The sequence below is a fragment of the Actinomycetospora aeridis genome (assembly GCF_037400275.1).
Lineage (GTDB): Bacteria > Actinomycetota > Actinomycetes > Mycobacteriales > Pseudonocardiaceae > Actinomycetospora > Actinomycetospora aeridis.
Map to the genome: position 1 here is coordinate 700,209 of NZ_JBBEGL010000004.1, position 21,405 is coordinate 721,613.

Consider the following 21,405-nt stretch of genomic DNA (forward strand, 5'->3'; position numbering starts at 1 on the left):
GCGGCCGTGCCGGGTGCGGGTCGCGGGTACGCCGCGGCGATCACCGCGTACACGCTGTGGGGCTTCTCGCCGGCGTTCTGGCCGTTCCTGGCCCCGGCGAGCGCCCTCGAGTCCCTCGCCCACCGCGTCGCGTGGACGCTGGTCGGGATGCTCGGGGTCATCACCGTCGCCCGGCGGTGGTCGGACCTGCGGGGGCTGCCGGCCCGGACGTGGCTGCTGATCACCGCGGGCTCGGTGCTGATCGCGGCCAACTGGGGCACCTACATCTGGGCGGCCACCCACGACCACGTCGTCGACTCCTCGCTGGGCTACTACACGACGCCACTCGTGTCGGTGCTGCTCGCGGTGCTCGTGCTGGGCGAGCGGCTGCGGCCCGCGCAGTGGGTGGCGATCGGGATGGCGGTGGCGGCGGTCGTCGTCCTCACCGTCGGCACCGGCCGCCTGCCGTGGATCTCGATCGTGCTGGCGCTGAGCTTCGGCACCTACGGCCTGGTCAAGAAGCGGGTGCCGCTCGACCCGATCCCCGGGCTGACCGCCGAGGGCTTCCTGCTCGGGCCCGTGGCCATCGCGTTCCTCGTCGTCCTGCAGGTCGTCGGCGCCGGGACCTTCACCGGCCACGGCGTCGGGCACGTCCTGCTGCTCATGGCCGCCGGGCCGATCACCGCGATCCCGCTGCTGCTCTTCGCGGCCGGGGCGCAACGGCTGACGCTGGCGACGCTGGGCGTGCTGCAGTACATCAACCCGACGCTGCAGTTCCTCTACGGCGTGGTGGTGGGCGACGAGCCGATGCCGGTGTCGCGGTGGATCGGGGTGGGCCTGGTCTGGGCGGCCCTGGTCCTGTTCACCACCGACGCGCTCCGCGCCCGCGCGTGACCTTCCCGGCCGTCACCGGGAAGATCACCCCTGTTGGCCGGCTGCGGTGGTGCGTCCTCCTCGTCGTCGTGGAGTTCACCGCGGGGCCTCGTCGGCCGCGCCGAGCCGCGCCGCCTCGTGGGCTACCAGGGCTGACCCGTCCGGCTATGTGAGCACTTTCCGGGCCTATCGGCCCGGAAAGTGCTCACATGGGTCAGCCGGTGCGCGCGACCGTGTAGTCGAGGAGGGCCGCGAGGGCCTGGCGGGCGGGGCCGTCGGGCAGGGTCGCCAGCTCGGCGCGGGCCTCGTCGGCGCTCGCGGCGAGGGACGCCCGTGCCTCGTCGAGCCCCCGCGAGCCACGCAGCAGCTCCAGCGCCTCGCCGACCTCCGGGTCGCCCAGCTCGCGGGTGCCCACGCCCAGCTCGCGCAGCCGCGGCACCTCCGGACCGTCGCCCGCGAGCGCGTAGAGCACCGGCAGCGTCGCGACGCCCTCCCGCAGGTCGGTGCCCGGGGTCTTGCCCGAGTCCCCGGACGGCGAGGCGATGTCGATGATGTCGTCGGAGACCTGGAACGCCGTTCCGATGATCTCCCCGAAACGGCGCATCGCGGCCACCTGCTCCGGCGTCGCACCCGCGAACATCGCCCCGAAGCGTCCCGAGGTGGCGATCAGCGAGCCCGTCTTCTCCGCCACCACGGCCAGGTAGTGCTCGACCGCGTCCTCGCCGTCGCGGGGACCGCGCGTCTCGCGCATCTGGCCCGTGACGAGCTCGGCGAACGTCTCGGCGATGATCCGCACCGCCTCCGGCCCGAGCTGCGAGACCAGCCGCGAGGCGTGGGCGAACAGGTAGTCGCCGGTGAGGATCGCGACGGAGTTGTCCCACCGCGCGTTGGCGCTGTCCGCGCCGCGGCGCATGACGGCCTCGTCCATGACGTCGTCGTGGTAGAGCGTCGCCAGGTGCACGAGCTCCACCGACGTCGCCGCCACCACGACGTCGTCGGAGGTCCCCCCGGCCAGCTGCGCGGCCAGCAGGGTCAGCAGCGGCCGGAACCGCTTCCCGCCGGCCTCGATGAGGTGCAGCGAGGTGTCGGTGACGAACCGGTAGTCGCTGTGCACCTCGCGGCGCAGCAGGTCCTCGACGCGGTCGAGGCCGTCGGTCACGGCCGCGGCGAGCTCGGGGTCGGAGATCGGCAGTCCCGCGACCTGGGTCAGTTGGGGGCCGGTCATCAGCCCAGGAAGGACAGGCCGTCGGCCCATCCGAGGACGGCGGTCGGCACGACGCCGAGCAGCAGGGTCACCACGACCCCCAGTGTGATCGCCACCGTCGTGAAGGGGCCAGGCACGCTGACGGTCGGGCCGTCCGCGGCGGGCTCCGAGAAGTACATGAGCACGATGAGCCGCAGGTAGAAGAACGCGGCCACCGCGCTGACCACCAGGGCCACGATGACCAGCGGCGTCATGCCGTCGGCGAGGGCCGCGCTGAACACCGCGAACTTGGCGGTGAAGCCGCTGGTCAGCGGGATTCCGGCCAGCGCCAGCATGAGGAACGTCACCGCCGCGGCGACCACCGGCGAGCGCTTCCCGAGCCCCGCCCACGCCGAGAGGTGCGTCGCCTCGCCGTCGGACCCGCGCACGAGCGAGACCAGCCCGAACAGCGCGACGGTGGTGAACCCGTAGGCCAGCAGGTAGAACAGCGTCGCCGAGAGCCCCGCCGGCGTGATGGCCATCGCGCCCAGCAGCAGGAAGCCGGCGTGGGCCACCGACGAGTACGCGATCATGCGCTTGACGTCGGTCTGCGTGAGCCCGAGCACGGCCCCGACCACCATCGACACGATGGCGACGGCCCACAGCACCCCGCGCCACTCCCACACCGTGGAGCCGAACGCGACGGTGAGCACCCGCAGGATGGCGCCGAACGCGGCCACCTTGGTGCAGGCCGCCATGAACGCCGTCACCGACGTCGGCGCGCCCTGGTAGACGTCCGGGGTCCACGTGTGGAACGGGCCGACCGACGCCTTGAACAGCAGGCCGACCACGAGCAGCGCGAGCCCGCCGAACAGCAGCGAGTCCGGGCGCAGCGAGCCGGCGGCCGCCTGGGAGATGTCGGTGAGCTTCACCGAGTCCGCGTAGCCGTAGAGCAGCGCGAGGCCGTAGAGGAAGAACGCCGACGAGAACGCCCCGAGCAGGAAGTACTTGACCGCCGACTCCTGGCTCATCAGCCGCCGGCGCCGGGCGAGCCCGCACAGCAGGTACAGCGGCAGGCTGAGCACCTCGAGGGCGATGAACATCGTCAGCAGGTCGTCCGCGGCGCAGAAGACGAGCATGCCGCCGAGGGCGAACAGGACCAGCGGGTAGACCTCGGTCTGGCCCGCGACGGCGTCGCGGCCGCGCCGGTTGCGGGAGCCGTCACGCCCGGAGCCACCCGACCCGCCCGCGCGCGCCCGACCCGACGAGCCGCCCCCGGACCGGGCGCCGACGGCCACCCGCTCTTTCTCCTCGGCCTCGCCGAGGGCGATCGGGTCGGCCACGAACGCCCCGCCGGGCTCGACGGAGCGGTCGGCGAGCAGCAGCACGCTCGGCACGGCCAGGGCGAGCAGCGTGCCCCACAGGAACAGCGACGGGCCGTCGACGGCCAGCGCGCCGGACAGGGTCGTGACGGCCGGGGCGCCCGACGTGGCCCGCACGATCACGGCGAGCAGGCCCACGACGACGATGGTGAGCGTCAGCCCGAGCTGCACCCGGCCGCGCGAGCGCCACGGCAGCAGGGCCTCGAGGAGCACCGAGACGCACGCCCCGCCGAGGACGATCAGGACGGGCGCGATCGCGCCGTAGTCGACCGTCGGGAACGCGGGCGCCAGGGGTCCGGTCATCGCGGCACTCCGTTGGTCGGGGCGGGCGGGGTCACGGGATCGGGCACGCCGACTTCGGTCATGGTCGCCGCCACCGTCGGCTCGAGGACGTCGAGCACGGGGCCGGGGAAGAAGCCGAGCACCAGCACGAGGGCGACCAGCGGGGTCAGCAGAGCGACCTCGCCGCGGGTCAGGTCGCCGAAGCGGGCGGTGGTGCGCCGCATCCACGAGTCGTCACCCGTGTCGGCCCCGAGAGTGGCCGCCGAGGCTGCGCCCGGTCCGTCGCCGACGACCGCGGCGCCGCGCAGCGGGCCGGTCATCGTGCGCTGGAAGACCCAGAGCATGTAGAGCGCGGCGAAGACGATGCCGACCGTCGCGACGACCGTGAACGCCGGCTCGCGCGGGAACGACCCCAGCAGCACGAGGAACTCGCTGACGAAGGAGTTCGTGCCGGGCAGGGCGATCGTGGAGAGCCCCGCGACGAGGAACATCCCGGCCAGCAGCGGCGCGGCCCGTCCGACGCCGCCGTACTCGGTCATGTCGGCCGTCCCGCCGCGGCGGATCAGCAGGCCCACGACGAGGAACAGCATGGCCGTCGAGATGCCGTGGTTGACCATGTAGAGCGCCGACCCGGTGAGCGACTGCGACGAGAACGCGAAGATGCCCAGCGCGATGAAGCCGAAGTGCGCGATCGACGTGTAGGCGACGAAGCGCTTGAGGTCGGTCTGCGCGGCGGCGAGCAGGGCGCCGTAGAGCACGCCGATGACGGCGAGCGTGAGCACCAGCGGGGCGAGCTCCTGCGACGCGGCCGGGAACAGCGGCAGCGTGTAGCGCAGGAAGCCGAAGGTGCCGACCTTGTCGAGCAGGCCCAGCAGGATGATGCTGCCCGCGATCGGGGCCTCGGCACCGGCGTCGGGCAGCCAGGTGTGGAACGGCACCAGCGGCGCCTTGATCGCGAACGCGGCGAAGAACCCGAGGAAGAGCGGGATCTGGGTCGACAGCGGCAGCTGCGCGGCCATGCCCTGCAGCGCCGTCCAGTCGAACGTGCCCTGGCCCAGGCGGGTGTCGCTCGCGACGAACAGCCCGATCACCGACGCGAGCATGATCAGGCCGCCGAGGAACGAGTACAGGAAGAACTTCACCGCGGCGTACTGGCGGCGGGGTCCGCCGAAGCGCCCGATGAGGAAGTACATCGGGATGAGCATCGCCTCGAACAGGACGTAGAACAGGAACACGTCCGTCGCGGCGAACACGCCGACGAGCACGCCCTGGGTCGCGAGGATCAGCGCGGTGAACCCGGCCCCCGTGCGGCCGGCGGGCAGCTTGTCGGCCGCCGCGAACACCAGCACGATCGGGACGAGCACGGCCAGCAGCGCGATCATCGTCAGCGCGATGCCGTCGAGCCCGAGCGCGAAGCGCGTGCCGAACGCCGGGATCCAGTCCACGGCGAGCTCGCCCTGGAAGCGGGGTGTCCCCGGGCCGGTCCGGAACAGCGACCAGATGATCACCACGAGCACCAGCGAGACGCCGGCGACCCCGAGGCCGACCGCGCGGGCGGCCCGGTCGAGGTCCTCCCGGCGCGCCATGACGCCGCACACCGCGGCCCCGACCAGCGGGACCAGCAGCAGGGCCAGGAGCAGCGCGCTCATCCGATGCCGCCCACGGCGAGCAGGGCCGCGACGAGCACGACGGAACCTCCGAGGATGGTCAGGGCGTAGGAGCGGACGAAGCCGGTCTGCGTGCGCCGCAGCCGGCCCGACGTGCCGCCCAGCAGGGCGGCGGTGCCGTTGACGGCGCCGTCGACGCCGCGGTTGTCGAGGTAGACCAGCGCGCGGGACAGCCAGATGCCCGGGCGGGCGATGAGGCCCTCGTTGATCGTGTTGGCGAACAGGTCGGCGCGGGCGGCCCGCACCGGCAGGCTGACCCGCTGCGGGCGCTCGACCGGCACCTCGCGGCGCCCGACGAGCAGGTAGGCGAGGCCGGCCCCGGCCAGCATCATCACGGTCGCGACGTAGGGCACCAGCCCGACCGGGAACGCCGCGGGCAGGTCGTGGGGCTCGACCGGGACGCCGATCGAGGCCTCCAGGTAGTGGCCCAGACGCTCGCCCCCGACGAGGAACGCCCCGGCCCCCACCGAGCCGATCGCGAGCAGCACCATCGGCGCCGTCATGGACGCGACCGACTCGTGCGGGTGGTAGTGCTCGGGCGGGTCCTCGAGGTCGGCGCCGTCGATCCGGCGGGGGTGCAGGTCCTTCCAGCGCTCCGGCCCGAAGAACGTCATGAGCATCAGGCGCGTCATGTAGAACGCGGTGAGCCCGGCCGCCCCCAGCGTGGCGATGCCGAAGATCCAGCCGGCCACCGGCCCCGCCGTCAGCGAGGCCTCGATGATCAGGTCCTTCGTGTAGAAGCCCGACAGGAACGGGAAGCCGATCAGGGCCAGGAAGCCCGCGGTGAACGTCCAGAACGTCACCGGCATGTGACGCCACAGCCCGCCGAAGCGGCGCATGTCGGTCTCGTCGGCCATCCCGTGCATCACCGAGCCGGCGCCGAGGAACAGCCCGGCCTTGAAGAAGCCGTGGGCGAGCAGGTGGGCGAGCGCCGCGGCGTACCCGACCGGCCCGAGCCCGACCGCCAGCATCATGTAGCCGATCTGGCTGACCGTGGAGTACGCGAGGACCTTCTTGATGTCGTCGTACGCGCAGCCGATGATCGCGCCGAGCACCAGGGTGATCGCGCCGATGATCGTGACGACGAGCTGCCCGACCGGCGCCAGGTCGTAGAGCGGGTTCGCGCGGGCGATGAGGTAGACGCCGGCGGTGACCATCGTGGCCGCGTGGATGAGCGCCGACACCGGGGTCGGGCCCTCCATGGCGTCGGGGAGCCAGGCCTGCAGCGGGAACTGGCCGGACTTGCCGCAGGCGCCGAGCAGCAGGAGCAGCGTGATCGCGGTCAGCGCGCCCGGCGAGATCTCCCCGGCGCGCGCGAACACCTCGCCGTACTGGGTGGTGCCGAGCTCGAGGAACAACAGGAAGATCGCCAGCGCGAGCCCGACGTCCCCGACGCGGTTCATCAGGAACGCTTTCTTGGCCGCGCTGCCCGCCGAGCGGCGTCCTGTGTAGAAGCCGATGAGCAGGTACGACGCGAGACCGACGCCCTCCCAGCCGAGGTAGAGCGTCACGAACCCGTTGCCGAGCACCAGTACGAGCATCGCGGCGACGAACAGGTTGAGCTGCGCGAAGAACTTGCGCCGGTCCGGGTCGTGGGACATGTAGCCCACGGAGTAGATGTGGATCAACGAGCCGACGCCGGTGATGAGCAGCGCGAACGTCAGCGACAGCGGGTCGATCCGCAGCCCGAACTCGACGTCGAGCGCGCCGACCGCGATCCACTCGTAGAGCCCGAGGTCGCGCACGCGCTCCTCGGCGGGCAGCGCGAGCGAGCCCGCGAACAGCACGACGGCGACGGCGAACGACGCGACGACTCCTGCGACGCCGAGGAGGTGCCCCCAGCGGTCGGTGCGCCGCCCGCCGACGAACAGCACGAGCGCGCCCAGCGCCGGCAGCGCGACGAGGAGCCAGGCGGCGCCCGCGGCGCCCTCGGCGGGGAGCACCTCGGGGAGCGGGGCGGCGGCCATGAGAGGCGACACGTCTCTCCCTCTAGTACTTGAGCAGGTTCGCGTCGTCGACCGAGGTCGTCCGGCGCGTGCGGAAGATGGCCATGATGATCGAGAGGCCGACGACGACCTCGGCCGCGGCGACGACCATGACGAAGAAGGCCATGATCTGGCCGCCGAGCGACCCGTTGATGCGGGAGAACGTGACGAGCGTCAGGTTCACGGCGTTGAGCATGAGCTCGATGCACATGAACACGACGATCGCGTTGCGCCGCACCAGCACGCCCACCGCGCCGATGGCGAACAGCAGCGCGGAGAGCAGCAGGTAGACGGTGGGGCTCATCGGGCTCCCTCGCTGTCGCCCTCGCTGAGGCGGTCGTGGGTGCTGCCGGCGCCCACCTCGGTGCCGTCGCCGCCGCGCAGGGCACGCGCGTCGACGTCACCGGCGGGGCCGCTGTCCGACTGCACGTCGGCGATGTCGGCGTCGAGCCGCTCGCGGCGGGTCGCCTCGATGATCTTCGAGAGCGACGCCGGGGCGACCGAGCCGTCGGGCAGCAGCGCCGGGGTGGCGACGGAGTCGGCCGTCGCGAAGACGCCGGGCCCGGAGCGGGAGCCGTAGCCGGACAGCGGGCCGTGCAGGCGCTCGACCACGCGCTCGCGCTGGCCGGCCTGCTTGCGGCGGGCCTGCCCGGCGAACGTGTAGACCATCGCGCCGACCGCCGCGGTGATCAGCAGCGCCGAGGTCAGCTCGAAGGGCAGCAGGTAGTCGCGGAAGATGCTCGTGCCGAGCGCCTGGACGTTGCCGCGGGCCTCCGGGCCGTAGCCCGGGCCGAGCCCGACCGGCCCGACGGCCGTGAGCGTCTCGGTGACGGCGGCGACCGCGAGGCCGCCGAGCCCGACGCCCAGCACCGCCGCCGCCAGGCGCTGGCCGCGCAGCACCTCGACGACGCTGTCCGACGCGTCGCGCCCGACCATCATGAGCACGAAGACGAACAGCATCATGATCGCGCCGGTGTAGACGATGATCTGCGTGAAGCCGAGGAACGGCGCCTGCTGGACCATGTAGAGCACGCCCAGCGAGAGCATGGTCATCACGAGCCACAGGGCCGAGTGCACCGCGTTCCGCGCGAAGATCATGCCGAGGCCGCCGGTGAGGGCGGCCGGCCCGAGGATCCAGAACGCCACCGACTCGCCGGTGGACATCTCCCCGCCGCCCGTCATCGGGGCGGCGGCCAGCAGGGCGTTCACCGGGCCTCCTGGGTGGGCACCGCGTCGGGCGTCGCGGCGCCCGACACCATGGGGATCTCCTCGCGGACCTGGTCCTGGACGTCGGGGCGACGTGCCATCTCCGGACCCTGCACGTAGTAGTCCTGCTCGTTCTCGCCGAGCCGCATCGGGTGGGGCGGCTGCTCCATGCCCGGCAGCAGCGGGGCGAGCAGGCGGTCCTTGTCGTAGATCAGGTCCTGGCGGTCGTCGTCGGCTAGCTCGTACTCGTTGGTCATCGTCAGCGAGCGGGTCGGGCACGCCTCGATGCACAGGCCGCAGCCGATGCAGCGCAGGTAGTTGATCTGGTAGATCGCGCCGTAGCGCTCCCCGGGCGAGAAGCGCGCCTCGTCGGTGTTGTCGCCGCCCTCGACGTAGATCGCGTCGGCCGGGCAGGCCCAGGCGCACAGCTCGCAGCCGACGCACTTCTCGAGGCCGTCCGGGTGGCGGTTGAGCTGGTGCCGCCCGTGGTAGCGCGGGGCGGTCACCTTCTTCACCCGGGGGTAGTCCTCGGTGACGACCTTGCGGAACATCGTCGAGAAGGTGACGCCGAAGCCGGCGATCCCGTCGAACATGCCCATCAGCGGTCTCCTTCCGCACCGGTGCCGGCACCGACGGTCTCGGGGTCCTTCTCCCGGCCGGCGGGCACCGCGCGGCGCCGGCGCTTCGGCGTCTCCGGCACCGTGAGGTCGAGCGGAGGGACGGGGTAGTCGGTGATCACCGCGGGCTCCTTGTCCTCGTCCTCCGGCGCCTGGTCGGGGATCAGCAGGGCCGCGCCGACGAGCACCACCAGGGCGATGCCGCCGATCACGAGGATCTGGCCGGTCGAGAGCTCGCTGCGCAGCACGCGCAGCGTCGCGACGAGCATCAGCCAGACCAGGCTGACCGGGATCAGCAGCTTCCAGCCGAGGCGCATGAACTGGTCGTAGCGCTGGCGGGGCAGCGTGCCGCGCAGCCAGACGTAGACGAACAGGAACGCCAGCGTCTTGCCGAAGAACCAGAGCAGGGGCCACCAGCCCTCGTTCACGCCCGGGATCAGCGACAGCGGCCACGGCGCCATCCAGCCGCCGAGGAACAGCGTCGTGGCCACCGCCGAGAGGGTGACCATGTTGACGTACTCGGCGAGGAAGAACAGGGCGAACTTCAGCGACGAGTACTCGGTGTGGAAGCCGCCGACCAGCTCGGACTCGGCCTCGGGGAGGTCGAACGGCGCGCGGTTGGTCTCGCCGACCATCGACACCGCGAAGATCACGAAGCTGACCGGGAGCAGCCAGACGTACCAGCCGGTCGACTGCGAGGCGACGATGTCGGCGGTCGAGAGCGAGCCGGCGTAGAGGACGACCGCGATGATCGACAGGCCGAGCGCGAGCTCGTACGAGATCACCTGGGCGGCACTGCGGAGGCTGCCGAGCAGCGGGTAGGGCGACCCGGACGCCCAGCCGGCGAGCACGATGCCGTAGACGCCGATCGACGAGCAGGCGAGCACCACCAGCACGCCGACCGGCAGGTCGGTGAGCTGGAGCGCGGTCTGCTCGCCGAAGATCGACACCTCGGGCCCGAGCGGGATCACCGACCAGGCGACGAAGGCCGGCACCACCGAGAGCACCGGCGCGATGAAGAAGACCGCCTTGTCCGCGAGGACCGGGCGGATGTCCTCCTTGAACGCGAGCTTGAGCCCGTCGGCCAGCGACTGGAGCAGGCCGAACGGGCCGTTCCAGTTCGGGCCGGGCCGCTGCTGCATGCGGCCCACGACCCGGCGCTCGAACCAGATCATGAACAGCGTGATCAGCATGAGCAGCACGAAGATCACGAGGACCTTGATCAGCGTGAGCCAGAACGGGTCGTCCGCGATCAGCGTCTGCGTGTACCCCGGCGGGGGCGGATTCACGAGGAGCTCCCCTCGGTGGACCGGCTGCCGCCGGTCAGGCGGACGGTCCCGCCGTGCGCGAGGCCGAGACCGGCGAGGGTGACGACCGGACCGTCGACACCGTGGGGCACCCGCGCCGGGGCCCACACCACGTCGTCGGGGAGGTCGGCGATCTCCACCGGCAGGATCAGCGACCCGCGCGGGCCCTCGAGCTCGGCGGGGTCGTCCTCGGCGAACCCGAGCCGCCGCGCCGTGAGCGCCGAGAGGCGGATCTTCGGCGGCCGGGCCGTGCCCGCGAGCTCCGGCTCACCGGCCAGGAGCGCGCCGCCGTCGAGCAGCTGGCGCCAGGTGGCGAGGCGCAGGGCGGGGTGGTGCGTCTCGACGACCTCCACGACCTCGGCCACCTCGACCAGCTCGCCGTCGACCACCTCGGCGACCTCGACGTCCACGATCTCGACGTCGGTCACCTCCTCGGCGGCCTCCGCTGCTCCGTCCGCCGCCCGCTCCTCGGGAGCGACCGCGGAGTTTGCGCGCCTAGAAGCAGCGAACAGCGCGTTCGTTCCCCCCGGGCCGGTGACCCGGTGGCCGGCGAGGGCCTCGGCGACGCGGGCGAACTCCGCGCGGGCCGCCTCGGGGGTCTGGGTGAAGAGGTCGACGTCCATCTCGACGGCGAGGGTGTCGAGCACCCGGCAGTCGGGCAGGGTCGTCGCCGCCGTGCCGCCCACCCGGCCCGCGGAGCCGCCGGACGGGTCGATCGTGGTGGCGAAGCGGCGGTCGCGGCCCTCCCAGTTGCGGAAGGTCCCCGCCTTGTTGATCACCGGGGCCACCGGCAGCACCACGTCGGCGCGGTCGGTGACCTCGCTGCGGCGCTGCTCGAGGGACACGACGACGTCGGCGGTGTCGAGCGCCCGGCGGGCGAGGTCCGGGTCGGGCAGGTCGTCGACGGCGACGCCGCCCACCACCAGCCCGGCGAGCTCCCCGTCGGCCGCGGCCCGGAGGATCTCGCCGAGGTCGCGGCCCGCGTCGGACGGCAGCTCGGTGACCCCCCACCGGGACGCGAGCTCGGCCCGGGCCCCGGCGTCGCCGACGGGCGCGCCGCCGGGCAGGACGGTGGGCAGCGCGCCGGCGTCGAGCGCCCCGCGCTCGCCCGCGCGTCGCGGCACCCAGGCGACGCGCGCGCCGGTCCGGGCGCCGAGGTCGGCGACGGCGTCGTAGAGCCCCGGGACCTCGGCGGCACGCTCGCCCACGAGCACGACCGCGCCGGGCGTCGCGAGCCCGTCGGCGACCGCGTCGGGCAGCGTGCCGAGCGCGGCCACCTCGCCACCGGGGGCGCAGCGGACCAGGCGTCCGCCGGTCTTGACCACCGCGGGCGTCGACCACTGCGAGAGGTGGTGCACCGCCGTGCCGGTCCGCGCGGCCTTGCGCAGCCGTAGGAAGACGATCGGCGCCTCCTCCTCGGGCTCGAGGGCCACCAGCAGGACCGCCGGCGCCTCCTCGAGCGCGTCGAAGGAGACGTGGTCGGGGCCGGTGCCCGCGACGCGCCCGCCGAGGAAGCCGAGCTCCTCGTCGGACGCGGCACGCGCCCGGGCGTCGACGTCGTTGGTGCGCAGCGCGAGGCGGGCGAACTTGGCGTACGCGTAGCCGTCCTCGACGGTCAGGCGCCCGCCGGGCAGCACGCCGACCCCCTGCTTGCGGTGCCCCTCGTCGTCCTCGGGGCCCTCCCCGTCCCGGGCCGCGACCAGCAGCTGCGCCGCGCGCTCGACCGCCTCGGTCCACGACGTCTCCGTCAGCTCGCCGTCGTCGCCGCGCACCATCGGGCGCAGGACGCGGTCGGCGGCCTGGGTGTAGCGGAACGCGAAGCGGGTCTTGTCGTCGATCCACTCCTCGTTGACCTCGGGGTCGTCGCCGGCGAGGACGCGGGTGACGCCACCGCGCCGCCAGTCCCGGCGGATCGCCGCACCCGACGCGTCGTGCTCGGAGACGCCCGGCGTCGACACGAGGTCGAACGGCCGCGAGCGGAAGCGGTACGACGCCGAGGTCAGCGCGCCGACCGGGCAGATCTGGATGGTGTTGCCGGAGAAGTAGGACTGGAAGTCCTCGCCCTCGCCGAAGGCGGTCTCCTCGGTGCCGATCTGCTGGTGGGCGCCGCGCTCGAGCAGCTCGATGAACTGGTCACCGGCGATCTGGCGCGAGAACCGGGTGCAGCGCTGGCAGAGCACGCAGCGCTCGCGGTCGAGCAGCACCTCGTCGGAGATCGGCAGCGGCTTGGCGAACGTCCGCTTCTCCTCGACGAAGCGCGACTCCGCCCGCCCCGACGACATCGCCTGGTTCTGCAGGGGGCACTCGCCGCCCTTGTCGCAGATCGGGCAGTCGAGCGGGTGGTTGATGAGCAGCAGCTCCATGACGCCCTGCTGCGCCTTGTCGGCGACCGGCGACGTCATCTGGGTGTTGACGACCATGTCCGTCGCGACGGTCATGGTGCAGCTGGCCTGCGGCTTGGGCATCTTGCGCCCGCCCATCTCCACCTCGACCAGGCACTGGCGGCAGGCGCCGGCGGGGTCGAGCAGGGGGTGGTCGCAGAAGCGCGGGACGACGATGCCGAGCCGCTCGCACATGCGGATCAGCAGCTCGCCCTGCGGGGCGTCGACGATCCGGTCGTCGATGGTCAGCCGCACGTACCCCTCGGGCACGGGCGGGAGGTCGTCGCGCTCCGAGACCTTCTCCGGGGCCCTCTCCGATGCCGCAGTCACGCGCTGGCTCCGCTCAGCTCGGCGATGCGCTCGACCTCGGGGTGCGTCCGCTGGGCGGTGCAGAGGTCGACGAACTCCTGCCGGAAGTACTTGATGCCGCTGGTGATCGGCGAGACCGCACCGTCGCCGAGCGCGCAGAAGGAGCGGCCCAGGACGTTGTCGCAGACGTCGAGCAGGGTGTCGATGTCGGCCTCGGTGCCCTCGCCGTCGACCATCCGGCGCAGGATGCCGGCCAGCCAGTAGCAGCCTTCACGGCACGGCGTGCACTTGCCGCACGACTCGTGCTCGTAGAACTCGGTCCACTTCATGACCGCCCACGGCACCGACACGGTCTCGTTGAAGATCATGAGCGCGGTGGTGCCGAGCATCGAGCCGGCCTCGGTGGCGCCCTCGAAGTCCAGCGGGACGTCGAGGTGCTCGTCGGTCAGCAACGGCGTCGACGAGCCGCCCGGCGTCCAGAACTTCAGCGGGATGCCGTCCTTCATGCCGCCGGCGAGCTCGAGGAGCTGGCGCAGCGTCGTCCCGAGCGGGGCCTCGTACTGACCGGGGCGCTCGACGTGCCCGGACAGCGAGTAGATCTTCGGTCCGGGCGAGCGCTCGCGGCCCATCGTCCGGAACCAGTCCTTGCCGCCCGCGACGATCGACGGGACGGTCGCGATCGTCTCGACGTTGTTGACGACGGTCGGCGCGGCGTAGAGGCCCGCGGTCGCCGGGAACGGCGGCTTGAGGCGCGGCTGGCCGCGCCGGCCCTCGAGCGAGTCGAGCAGCGCGGTCTCCTCGCCGCAGATGTACGCCCCGGCGCCGGCGTGCACCACGATGTCGAGGTCGAAGCCCGTGCCGTGGATGTCCTTGCCGAGGTGGCCCGCGTCGTAGGCCTCGCGCACGGCGGCGTGCAGGCGCCGCAGCACGTGCACGACCTCGCCGCGGACGTAGATGGCGCAGAAGTGCGCGCGGATCGCCCAGCTCGTGATGATGCAGCCCTCGATGAGCGAGTGCGGGTCGGCCATCATCAGCGGGACGTCCTTGCAGGTCCCGGGCTCGCCCTCGTCGGCGTTGATGACGAGGTACTTGGGCTTCGCCGCGGGGCCGGTGGGCTCTTCGCCGGGCTTCGCCTGCGGGATGAAGCTCCACTTCATGCCCGTCGGGAATCCGGCGCCGCCGCGGCCGCGCAGGCCGGAGTCCTTGACCAGCGCGATCAGGTCGTCCGGCGGGGTCGCCAGCGCGGTGCGCAGGGCGTCGTAACCACCGAGCTCGGTGTAGTGGCGCAGCGTCCACGACTCCGGCCCCAGCCAGCGCTTGGTGAGGACCGGGGTGAGCGGATCGGGCGTGGTCATGAGTCGTCCCCCTGGTCGGGCACGGGTGGTGCGGTCCAGCCGCGCTCCTCGGCGAGCCGGGCGCCGCGCAGGCTCTCCTCGGCCGCGGACGGGCCGGCGACGGCGTCGAGACCGCCGACGGCCGGGTCGTCGAAGAACCCCGCGAGCAGCAGCTCGACCGCGCGGAACTCGGTGAGCGGCGCCCCGCGCGTCGGCTGCGGCTTCTCGCCGCGGGCCAGCGCGTCGATGATCTCGAGCGCCGAGTCGACGGTCTGCTTGTCGAAGAACTCGTAGTCGACGGTCAGCACGGGCGCGAGGTCGCACGCGGCGAGGCACTCGGCGTGCTCGATCGTCATGGCCCCGTCGGCGCTCGTCTGCTCGTGACCGATGCCGCCGAGGCGTTCGCGCACCGCCGCGTAGATGTCGTCGCCGCCCAGCGCCGCGCACAGCGTGTTGGTGCAGACGCTGACGAGGTGACGGCCGACCGGCTCGCGCTTGTACATCGTGTAGAAGGTCGCGACCGCGGAGACCTCGGCCGTCGTGATCTGCAGGGCCTCCGCGCAGAACGCGATGCCGGCGCGGGAGACGTGGCCCTCGACGTGCTGGACGAGGTGCAGCAGCGGCAGCAGCGCCGAGCGCGGCTCCGGGTAGCGGGCGATGACGGCGGCCGCGCGGTCACGCACCCCGTCGAAGACCGTCGTGTCGACGGCGGCGAGCCCGGCGTGCTGCGCGGTCGTGCCGCCCGCCTCGTCGATCGCGTGCTCCGGCTCCGACGGCGGCGTCGCCGGCGCCTCCGGACCCAACGTGCGGCTCATCGGTCACAACCCCCCATCACGGGATCGAGGCTGGCCAGCGCGGCGATGACGTCGGAGACCATCCCGCCCTCGGACATCGCCGGCGCCGCCTGCAGGTTGACGAAGCTGGGGTCGCGCAGGTGGACCCGCAGCGGGCGGGTGCCGCCGTCGGAGACCAGGTGCGCCGACAGCTCGCCGCGCGGCGACTCGATCGGCACGCACGCCTGCCCCGGCGGGACCTTGAAGCCCTCCGTGACCAGCTTGAAGTGGTGGATCAGGGACTCCATCGACTGGCCCATGATCCGGCGGACGTGCTCGAGCGAGTTGCCCATGCCGTCCGCGCCGATCGACAGACGCGCCGGCCAGGCGATCTTCGCGTCCTCGACCATGACCGGACCCGGCTCGAGGCGCTCGAGGGCCTGCTCGATGATCCGCAGCGACTGGCTCATCTCCTCGACCCGCAGCAGGTAGCGGGCGAAGCTGTCGCCGGCGGTGTCGGTGGGGACCTCGAAGTCGTAGTGCTCGTAGCCCAGGTACGGCTCGACCTGGCGCAGGTCCCACGCCAGACCGGCGGACCGCAGGATCGGTCCGGTGACGCCGAGCGCGAGGCAGCCGTCGAGCGGCAGGTAGCCGACGCCCTCGAGGCGCTGGCGCCAGATCTTGTTGCCGGTGAGCAGCTTGTGGAAGCCGGGCAGCCGCTCGCGCATGACCGTCACGAAGGAGCGGATGCGCTCCTCGTAGCCCTCGGGCAGGTCCTGCACGACCCCGCCGGGCCGGACGAACGCGTGGTTCATCCGCAGGCCCGTGAGGAACTCGAGCAGGTGCAGGACCTCCTCGCGCTCGCGGAAGCCGTTGGTCATGCCGGTGAGCGCGCCGAGCTCCATGCCGCCCGTGGCGAGGGCGACGAGGTGCGAGCCGATCCGGTTGATCTCCATGAGGAGGACGCGGATGGTGGCGGCGCGGTCGGGCACCTCGACGCCGAGCAGGCGCTCGACCGAGAGGCAGTAGGCGGTCTCGTTGAACAGCGGCGAGAGGTAGTCCGCGCGCGTCACGAAGGTGACGCCCTGGGTCCAGGTGCGGAACTCGCAGTTCTTCTCGATGCCGGTGTGCAGGTAGCCGATGACCAGGCGGGCGTCGGTGACGGTCTCGCCGGAGAGCTCGAGCACGAGGCGCAGCACGCCGTGGGTCGACGGGTGCTGCGGACCCATGTTGATGACGATGCGCTCGTCGCCCGCGGTCTGGTCGACCATCTCGTCCCAGTCGCCACCGGTGACCGTGTAGACGGTGCCCTCGGTGGTCTCGCGACTGGAGGCGGCATAGGGGTCGTCCGTGGTGGTCACGTTGCCAGGATCCTCACGTGTATGCCCTCCGCTGGTCGGGCGGCGGGATCTCCGCGTCGTGGTACTCCACGGGGATGCCGCCGAGCGGGTAGCTCTTGAGCTGCGGGTGGCCGTTCCAGTCGTCCGGCATGAGGATCCGGGTCAGGCTCGGGTGGCCCTCGAAGACCACGCCGAACATGTCCCAGGTCTCGCGCTCGTGCCAGTCGGCCGTCGGGTAGACGTCGACCAGCGACGGGCAGCGCGCGTCGTCGAGCTCGAGGGCGATCTCGAGGCGCAGCCGCCGCCGGTAGGTCATCGACAGCAGGTGGGTGACGACGTGCAGCTGCTGCGGCACGCCCTCGCCGTAGTCGACGCCGGAGACCCCCGAGCAGAACTCGAAGCGCAGCGCGGGGTCGTCGCGCAGGGTGCGGGCCAGGCGCACCAGCTGCTCGCGGGCGACGTACCAGGTCATCTCGCCGCGGTCGACGGTCACCTGGTGCACGCAGGTGTCGAAGTCCGCTCCACCGTCGTCGGCGAGCGCCGCGGTGGTCTCGTCGACGACCTCGTCGAACCAGCCGCCGTAGGGCCGCTCGGCCGGCGCCGGCGCGTAGCCGGGCAGGCGCAGGCCACCGAAGCCCGAGGTGTCGCCGGAGCCCTGGATGCCGAACATGCCCTCGCGGGCCCGGCCGGCGGCGGAACCGCTCACGTCACGACGGGCGATCTCCTGCGGGCCGAAGGCGGTGCCGGCCGAGCCGGGGTTCGAGGCGCCGGTCGGGCCGCTGGCCCCGCCCGCCCCGGTTCCCGGCGGCTTCGGCTTGTTCTCGTCACCAGACATGCTCGGCCTTCGCCTCCCCCGTCTTGCGGTCCTTCTTGCCGTAGACCTCCGAGGAGGGCAGCAGCTCGAGCTTCTCGCCCTGCGCCCGGCGCTCCGCGGCGAGCTCGGCGCGCACCGGGCCGAGCGGCTCGTTCTGGATCTTCTGGTGGAGCTTGAGGATCGCGTCGATGAGCATCTCCGGCCGCGGCGGGCAGCCCGGGAGGTACATGTCGACGGGCACGACGTGGTCGACGCCCTGCACGACGGCGTAGTTGTTGAACATCCCGCCCGACGACGCGCAGACGCCCATGGCGAGCACCCAGCGGGGCTCGGCCATCTGGTCGTAGATCTGGCGCAGAACCGGGGCCATCTTGTTGGTGACGCGGCCCGCGACGATCATCAGGTCGGCCTGGCGGGGGCTCGGGCGGAACACCTCCATGCCGAAGCGGCCGAGGTCGTAGCGCGGTGCGCCCGAGGTCATCATCTCGATCGCGCAGCAGGCCAGCCCGAAGGTGGCGGGCCACAGCGATGCCTTGCGGGTCCAGTTGACCAGGCTCTCGACGCTGGCCAGCACGATCCCGTTCGGGAGCTTCTCTTCCAGTCCCATGACAGTTACCGCCTAGCTCCAGTCCAGCCCGCCGCGCCGCCACACGTAGGCGTAGGCGAAGGCGACGGTGGCCACGAACAGCACGATCTCGACGAGGCCGAACAACCCGAGCGCGTCGATGTTCACCGCGAACGGGTAGAGGAAGACCATCTCGATGTCGAACAGGATGAACAGCATCGCGGTGAGGTAGTAGGCCACCGGGATGCGGCCGCCGCCGGCGATCGGCTGCGGCGACGGCTCGATGCCGCACTCGTAGGAGTCGAGCTTCGCGCGGTTGTACCGGCGCGGCCCGATGAACGGCGCGGCCGTGACGGAGAACAGCCCGAACGCCGCCGCGAGCGCGAACATGACGATGAGCGGGACGTAGAGGTCCAGCATCGTCGCTCCTTCCCTCCCCGGCGGTGCCCGTCGGGAGTGCGGTGGTGGTGGGGCCCACGACGGGGGCCGTGTGGCGGATCACGCTCGTCGGGCGGAGGCCGACCCTAATGAGGACGGTGCTCCCGTCCCGTGATCAGGGCGCCCTAACCCGGACTGCTCAGGCGGCTCGTCCGGCCGCGGTGGGGACCCCCTTCCGGCTCGGCGTCCCGGCGGGGGTGTCGCTCAGGGGAGGGACCATCCGGAGGGCCAGCTCGAGGACGCGGTCGGCCGCGTCCCCGTCCCGCCCGTCGGACAGCCCGGCGAACAGCTTGAGCGCCGCGCCCATCACCCGGCGCCGCGGCAGCCCGAGGCGCAGGGCGTGGTGCATGAACCGCGGCCGCCCCAGGGCGCCCGCGGCCCGGTTGCCGACGCGGTAGTAGCGGCCGAGCTCGTGGCGGACGGCCGACGGGTAGGCGCCGAGGGCACGCTCGCGGGCGGACCCCTGCGGGCGTGCCGTCGCCTGGACGACGCACTCGGCGGCGAGCGCCGCGGACTGCAGGGCGTACGCGATGCCCTCGCCGCTGAACGGGTTGACCATCCCGCCGGCGTCGCCGACGAGCACGAGCCCGTCGCGGTAGATCGGCGTGCGGCTCAGGCCCATCGGGAGTGCGGCGCCGCCGATCGGGCCGGTGGCGTTGTCCTCGGTCAGGCCCCACTCGCCGGGCAGGGTGTCGAGCCAGGAGCGCAGCATGGCGCGGTAGTCGCGCTTGTCGCTCTGCCGGGTCGCGAGCACGCCGAGGCCGACGTTGGCCGTGCCGTCGCCCATCCCGAAGATCCAGCCGTAGCCGCCGTGGAGGTCGGGGCCGACGCCCGGGCCGTCGTAGAGGCCGAGGTGGGTCTCGAGGTAGTCGTCGTCGTGGCGGGGGCTCGTGTAGTAGCGGCGGACGGCGACGCCGAGCGGGCGGTCGTCGCGCTTGGCGATACCGAGGCTCAGGGCGGTGCGGGCACCGACGCCGTCGCAGGCGACGACCAGCGGGGCCCGGTACGTCGTGGGCGTGCGCTCGGGGCCCCGCCGGGCCTCGACGCCGGTGACCCGGCCGGTGCGCTCGTCGCGCGTGGTGCCGGTGACCGAGACCTGCTCCTCGACGCGGGCACCGGCCGCGCGGGCGTGGTCGGCGAGCATCTGGTCGAAGTCGCGCCGCGGGCGGACGAGGCCGTAGGCGGGGTAGTGGGCGAGCTCGGGCCAGTCGAGCTCGACGCTGGCGCCGCCGCCCACCACGCGCAGGCCGCGCTGGTGGCGCCAGCCGGCCTCCTCGCGGGTGTCGACGCCGAGGTCGACGAGCTGCTTGACCCCGCGCGGGGTGACGCCGTCGCCGCAGACCTTCTCGCGCGGGAACACGGCCTTCTCGAGCACGAGGACGTCGAGCCCGGCGCGCGCCAGGTACGTCGCGACCGTGGAGCCCGCGGGCCCGGCACCCACGACCACGACGTCGGCGTCGCTGTCGGGGCTGCGGCGCGCTCCGGTGGTGGCGGACACGGCGACAGTGCTCCTTGTGAATCCGTTCACTAGCTCGGCACACCGGAGTGTAGGGATCGCGTGGCGAGATCGCCCGCCGAGGGTGGTTTGGATGCGGTGACCAGCGGTCAAGGGCGGCGGTGCGGCCGCTCGTGGTGCCGGTCGCTCAGGAGGGCCGGGTGGCGGTGTGGAGGGCGACGATGCCGCCGGAGAGGTCGCGCCAGGCCACCGAGCGCCAGCCCGCGTCCGCGATGCGCGCAGCGAGGGCCACCTGATCGGGCCAGGCGCGGATCGACTCGGCGAGGTAGACGTACGCGTCGGGGTTGGAGCTGACCGCCGTCGCCACGCGGGGCAGCGCGCGCATGAGGTAGTCGGTGTAGACCCGGCGGAAGGGCCCCCAGGTCGGCCTCGAGAACTCGCAGACCGCGAGCGTGCCGCCGGGGCGGGTGACGCGGGCGAACTCGGCGAGCGCGGCGTCGGGGTCGACGGTGTTGCGCAGGCCGAACGAGATCACGACGGCGTCGACGGAGGCGTCGGGCACCGGCAGGTGCAGCGCGTCCGCGGCGACGAACGGCAGGCCGGCCGTCGCGGGGCGGGAGCGCCCGGTGCGCAGCATGCCGAGCGAGAAGTCGGTGGCCAGGCAGCGCGCGCCGGTGCGGGCGAGCTCGACCGTCGACACCCCGGTCCCCGCGGCGACGTCGAGCACGGTGTCGCCGGGCCCGACCGCGAGGGCGGCGCGGGTCGCGCGGCGCCAGCGGACGTCCTGGGCGAACGACAGCACCGTGTTGGTGAGGTCGTAGCGCGCCGCGACGCCGTCGAACATGCGCGCCACGGCGCTCGGGTCGCGGTCGAGCTCGGCGCGGGTCCCCCGGGGGCTCATCGGGGGGCCGACCCGGCCATCTCCGGTTCCTCGTCGTCCTGCTCGTCGGTCGCGACGGCCTGCTCGTGGCGCCACCGCGCGGCGGCCTCGGCGGTCTCGCGACGACGACGCCGGGCGCGGGCCAGCGCCCACGCCGACGGCCCCACGACGCCCCACAGCACGACGAGCCCGAGCAGCACCGGCATGAGGCCCTCGGTCCAGGTGCGGCCGGCGACGCGGACGAGCTCGGGGTCGGTGCGGTCGTACTCGACCTCGACGAGCTGGCCCGGCTCCAGGCCGCGCGGGTAGAACACGCCCTTCTCCGGGGTGAGCACCGCGCCCTCGACCGTGGTGAAGCGGACGTAGACGTGCGGGCGGTTGCCGCCCTCGAGCACCTCGGCGACGGCGCTGCCGGACGCGGCGTCGATGGCGGCGTCGTTGCGGGCGGCGCCGACGAGCACGAGGCCGAGCAGGACGCTCACGACGACACCGACGACCACCACGATCTCGGGCGCCCGGCGGCCGGCCGGCCGCACCAGGGCCAGGGCGTCGGTGAGGAACGGGCCGATCCGCGCGCGGGCCCGCGCGGCGAGCTCGCGCAACCAGGTCACCGCGCCGATTCTAGGGAGGCGCC

19 protein-coding genes are annotated in these 21,405 nt (G+C 73.0%); 1 reads left to right on the top strand and 18 read right to left on the bottom strand.

Annotated elements, in window-relative coordinates:
* The first annotated feature begins 6 nt into the window (after positions 1-6).
* A complete protein-coding gene (gene rarD, locus WCD41_RS17975) occupies positions 7-873 on the top strand; it encodes an EamA family transporter RarD (RefSeq protein WP_337714813.1) in 867 nt (288 codons plus the stop codon).
* Positions 874-1,066: 193 nt separating this feature from the next.
* Here the strand turns inward: rarD and WCD41_RS17980 are convergent, their stop codons facing one another.
* The 18 genes from WCD41_RS17980 to WCD41_RS18065 all read right to left on the bottom strand — a co-directional run bounded on the left by WCD41_RS17980 (position 1,067) and on the right by WCD41_RS18065 (position 21,382).
* Entirely contained in the window at positions 1,067-2,077 is a 1,011-nt protein-coding gene (locus tag WCD41_RS17980; protein WP_337714814.1) for a polyprenyl synthetase family protein, read from the bottom strand.
* Entirely contained in the window at positions 2,077-3,720 is a 1,644-nt protein-coding gene (gene nuoN, locus WCD41_RS17985; RefSeq protein WP_337714815.1) for an NADH-quinone oxidoreductase subunit NuoN, read from the bottom strand. The genes WCD41_RS17980 and nuoN overlap by 1 nt, the downstream gene beginning before the upstream one ends.
* Positions 3,717-5,348 carry an NADH-quinone oxidoreductase subunit M gene (locus WCD41_RS17990; protein ID WP_337714816.1) on the bottom strand — a complete coding sequence of 544 codons (1,632 nt, stop codon included), beginning with the start codon at positions 5,346-5,348 and terminating at the stop codon, positions 3,717-3,719. The genes nuoN and WCD41_RS17990 overlap by 4 nt, the downstream gene beginning before the upstream one ends.
* Complete coding sequence (gene nuoL / locus WCD41_RS17995) at positions 5,345-7,333, bottom strand: NADH-quinone oxidoreductase subunit L (protein WP_337714888.1); 1,989 nt, start codon at positions 7,331-7,333, stop codon at positions 5,345-5,347. The genes WCD41_RS17990 and nuoL overlap by 4 nt, the downstream gene beginning before the upstream one ends.
* A 22-nt stretch (positions 7,334-7,355) precedes the next feature.
* The gene (gene nuoK, locus WCD41_RS18000) at positions 7,356-7,655 is read right to left on the bottom strand and encodes an NADH-quinone oxidoreductase subunit NuoK (protein WP_274229991.1); all 300 of its coding nucleotides are present in this window, start codon (positions 7,653-7,655) and stop codon (positions 7,356-7,358) included.
* Complete coding sequence (locus WCD41_RS18005) at positions 7,652-8,533, bottom strand: NADH-quinone oxidoreductase subunit J (protein WP_373695150.1); 882 nt, start codon at positions 8,531-8,533, stop codon at positions 7,652-7,654. The genes nuoK and WCD41_RS18005 overlap by 4 nt, the downstream gene beginning before the upstream one ends.
* Positions 8,534-8,556: 23 nt before the next feature.
* Entirely contained in the window at positions 8,557-9,156 is a 600-nt protein-coding gene (gene nuoI / locus WCD41_RS18010; RefSeq protein WP_337714817.1) for an NADH-quinone oxidoreductase subunit NuoI, read from the bottom strand.
* The gene (nuoH, locus tag WCD41_RS18015; RefSeq protein ID WP_337714819.1) at positions 9,156-10,463 is read right to left on the bottom strand and encodes an NADH-quinone oxidoreductase subunit NuoH; all 1,308 of its coding nucleotides are present in this window, start codon (positions 10,461-10,463) and stop codon (positions 9,156-9,158) included. Before nuoH ends, nuoI begins: the two co-directional genes overlap by 1 nt.
* Entirely contained in the window at positions 10,460-13,192 is a 2,733-nt protein-coding gene (locus tag WCD41_RS18020) for an NADH-quinone oxidoreductase subunit G (protein WP_337714821.1), read from the bottom strand. The genes nuoH and WCD41_RS18020 overlap by 4 nt, the downstream gene beginning before the upstream one ends.
* Positions 13,189-14,526 carry an NADH-quinone oxidoreductase subunit NuoF gene (gene nuoF, locus WCD41_RS18025; protein WP_337714823.1) on the bottom strand — a complete coding sequence of 446 codons (1,338 nt, stop codon included), beginning with the start codon at positions 14,524-14,526 and terminating at the stop codon, positions 13,189-13,191. The genes WCD41_RS18020 and nuoF overlap by 4 nt, the downstream gene beginning before the upstream one ends.
* Positions 14,523-15,320, bottom strand: a complete 798-nt coding sequence (gene nuoE, locus WCD41_RS18030) for an NADH-quinone oxidoreductase subunit NuoE (protein WP_337714825.1) — start codon at positions 15,318-15,320, stop codon at positions 14,523-14,525. Before nuoE ends, nuoF begins: the two co-directional genes overlap by 4 nt.
* A complete protein-coding gene (locus WCD41_RS18035) occupies positions 15,317-16,639 on the bottom strand; it encodes an NADH-quinone oxidoreductase subunit D (protein WP_337714827.1) in 1,323 nt (440 codons plus the stop codon). The genes nuoE and WCD41_RS18035 overlap by 4 nt, the downstream gene beginning before the upstream one ends.
* Before the next feature lie 13 nt (positions 16,640-16,652).
* Positions 16,653-17,453: an NADH-quinone oxidoreductase subunit C gene (locus WCD41_RS18040; RefSeq protein WP_337714829.1), complete on the bottom strand. Its 801-nt coding sequence runs from the start codon at positions 17,451-17,453 to the stop codon at positions 16,653-16,655.
* Positions 17,443-18,039 (bottom strand): NuoB/complex I 20 kDa subunit family protein, encoded by a 597-nt coding sequence (locus tag WCD41_RS18045; protein ID WP_133830028.1) that lies wholly within the window; start codon positions 18,037-18,039, stop codon positions 17,443-17,445. Before WCD41_RS18045 ends, WCD41_RS18040 begins: the two co-directional genes overlap by 11 nt.
* A 12-nt stretch (positions 18,040-18,051) precedes the next feature.
* The gene (locus tag WCD41_RS18050) at positions 18,052-18,417 is read right to left on the bottom strand and encodes an NADH-quinone oxidoreductase subunit A (RefSeq protein ID WP_337714833.1); all 366 of its coding nucleotides are present in this window, start codon (positions 18,415-18,417) and stop codon (positions 18,052-18,054) included.
* Positions 18,418-18,574: 157 nt separating this feature from the next.
* On the bottom strand, positions 18,575-19,933 hold the full coding sequence (locus tag WCD41_RS18055) for a geranylgeranyl reductase family protein (RefSeq protein ID WP_337714836.1): 1,359 nt from the start codon (positions 19,931-19,933) through the stop codon (positions 18,575-18,577).
* A gap of 145 nt (positions 19,934-20,078) precedes the next feature.
* Positions 20,079-20,792, bottom strand: coding sequence for a demethylmenaquinone methyltransferase (locus tag WCD41_RS18060; RefSeq protein ID WP_337714838.1), 714 nt, complete (start codon positions 20,790-20,792; stop codon positions 20,079-20,081).
* On the bottom strand, positions 20,789-21,382 hold the full coding sequence (locus WCD41_RS18065; RefSeq protein ID WP_337714840.1) for a DUF3592 domain-containing protein: 594 nt from the start codon (positions 21,380-21,382) through the stop codon (positions 20,789-20,791). Before WCD41_RS18065 ends, WCD41_RS18060 begins: the two co-directional genes overlap by 4 nt.
* Between the last annotated feature and the right edge of the window lie 23 nt (positions 21,383-21,405).

What these genes read in the sequence shown, in the direction of transcription:
- nuoI (WP_337714817.1), bottom strand. Translation starts at nt 9,156, where the DNA reads ATGGGCATGTTCGACGGGATCGCCGGCTTCGGCGTCACCTTCTCGACG.
- WCD41_RS18060 (WP_337714838.1), bottom strand. Translation starts at nt 20,792, where the DNA reads ATGAGCCCCCGGGGGACCCGCGCCGAGCTCGACCGCGACCCGAGCGCC.
- WCD41_RS18050 (WP_337714833.1), bottom strand. Translation starts at nt 18,417, where the DNA reads ATGCTGGACCTCTACGTCCCGCTCATCGTCATGTTCGCGCTCGCGGCG.
- nuoL (WP_337714888.1), bottom strand. Translation starts at nt 7,333, where the DNA reads ATGGCCGCCGCCCCGCTCCCCGAGGTGCTCCCCGCCGAGGGCGCCGCG.
- nuoE (WP_337714825.1), bottom strand. Translation starts at nt 15,320, where the DNA reads ATGAGCCGCACGTTGGGTCCGGAGGCGCCGGCGACGCCGCCGTCGGAG.
- WCD41_RS18040 (WP_337714829.1), bottom strand. Translation starts at nt 17,453, where the DNA reads ATGTCTGGTGACGAGAACAAGCCGAAGCCGCCGGGAACCGGGGCGGGC.
- nuoF (WP_337714823.1), bottom strand. Translation starts at nt 14,526, where the DNA reads ATGACCACGCCCGATCCGCTCACCCCGGTCCTCACCAAGCGCTGGCTG.
- WCD41_RS18045 (WP_133830028.1), bottom strand. Translation starts at nt 18,039, where the DNA reads ATGGGACTGGAAGAGAAGCTCCCGAACGGGATCGTGCTGGCCAGCGTC.
- WCD41_RS17980 (WP_337714814.1), bottom strand. Translation starts at nt 2,077, where the DNA reads ATGACCGGCCCCCAACTGACCCAGGTCGCGGGACTGCCGATCTCCGAC.
- WCD41_RS17990 (WP_337714816.1), bottom strand. Translation starts at nt 5,348, where the DNA reads ATGAGCGCGCTGCTCCTGGCCCTGCTGCTGGTCCCGCTGGTCGGGGCC.
- nuoK (WP_274229991.1), bottom strand. Translation starts at nt 7,655, where the DNA reads ATGAGCCCCACCGTCTACCTGCTGCTCTCCGCGCTGCTGTTCGCCATC.
- WCD41_RS18005 (WP_373695150.1), bottom strand. Translation starts at nt 8,533, where the DNA reads ATGACGGGCGGCGGGGAGATGTCCACCGGCGAGTCGGTGGCGTTCTGG.
- nuoN (WP_337714815.1), bottom strand. Translation starts at nt 3,720, where the DNA reads ATGACCGGACCCCTGGCGCCCGCGTTCCCGACGGTCGACTACGGCGCG.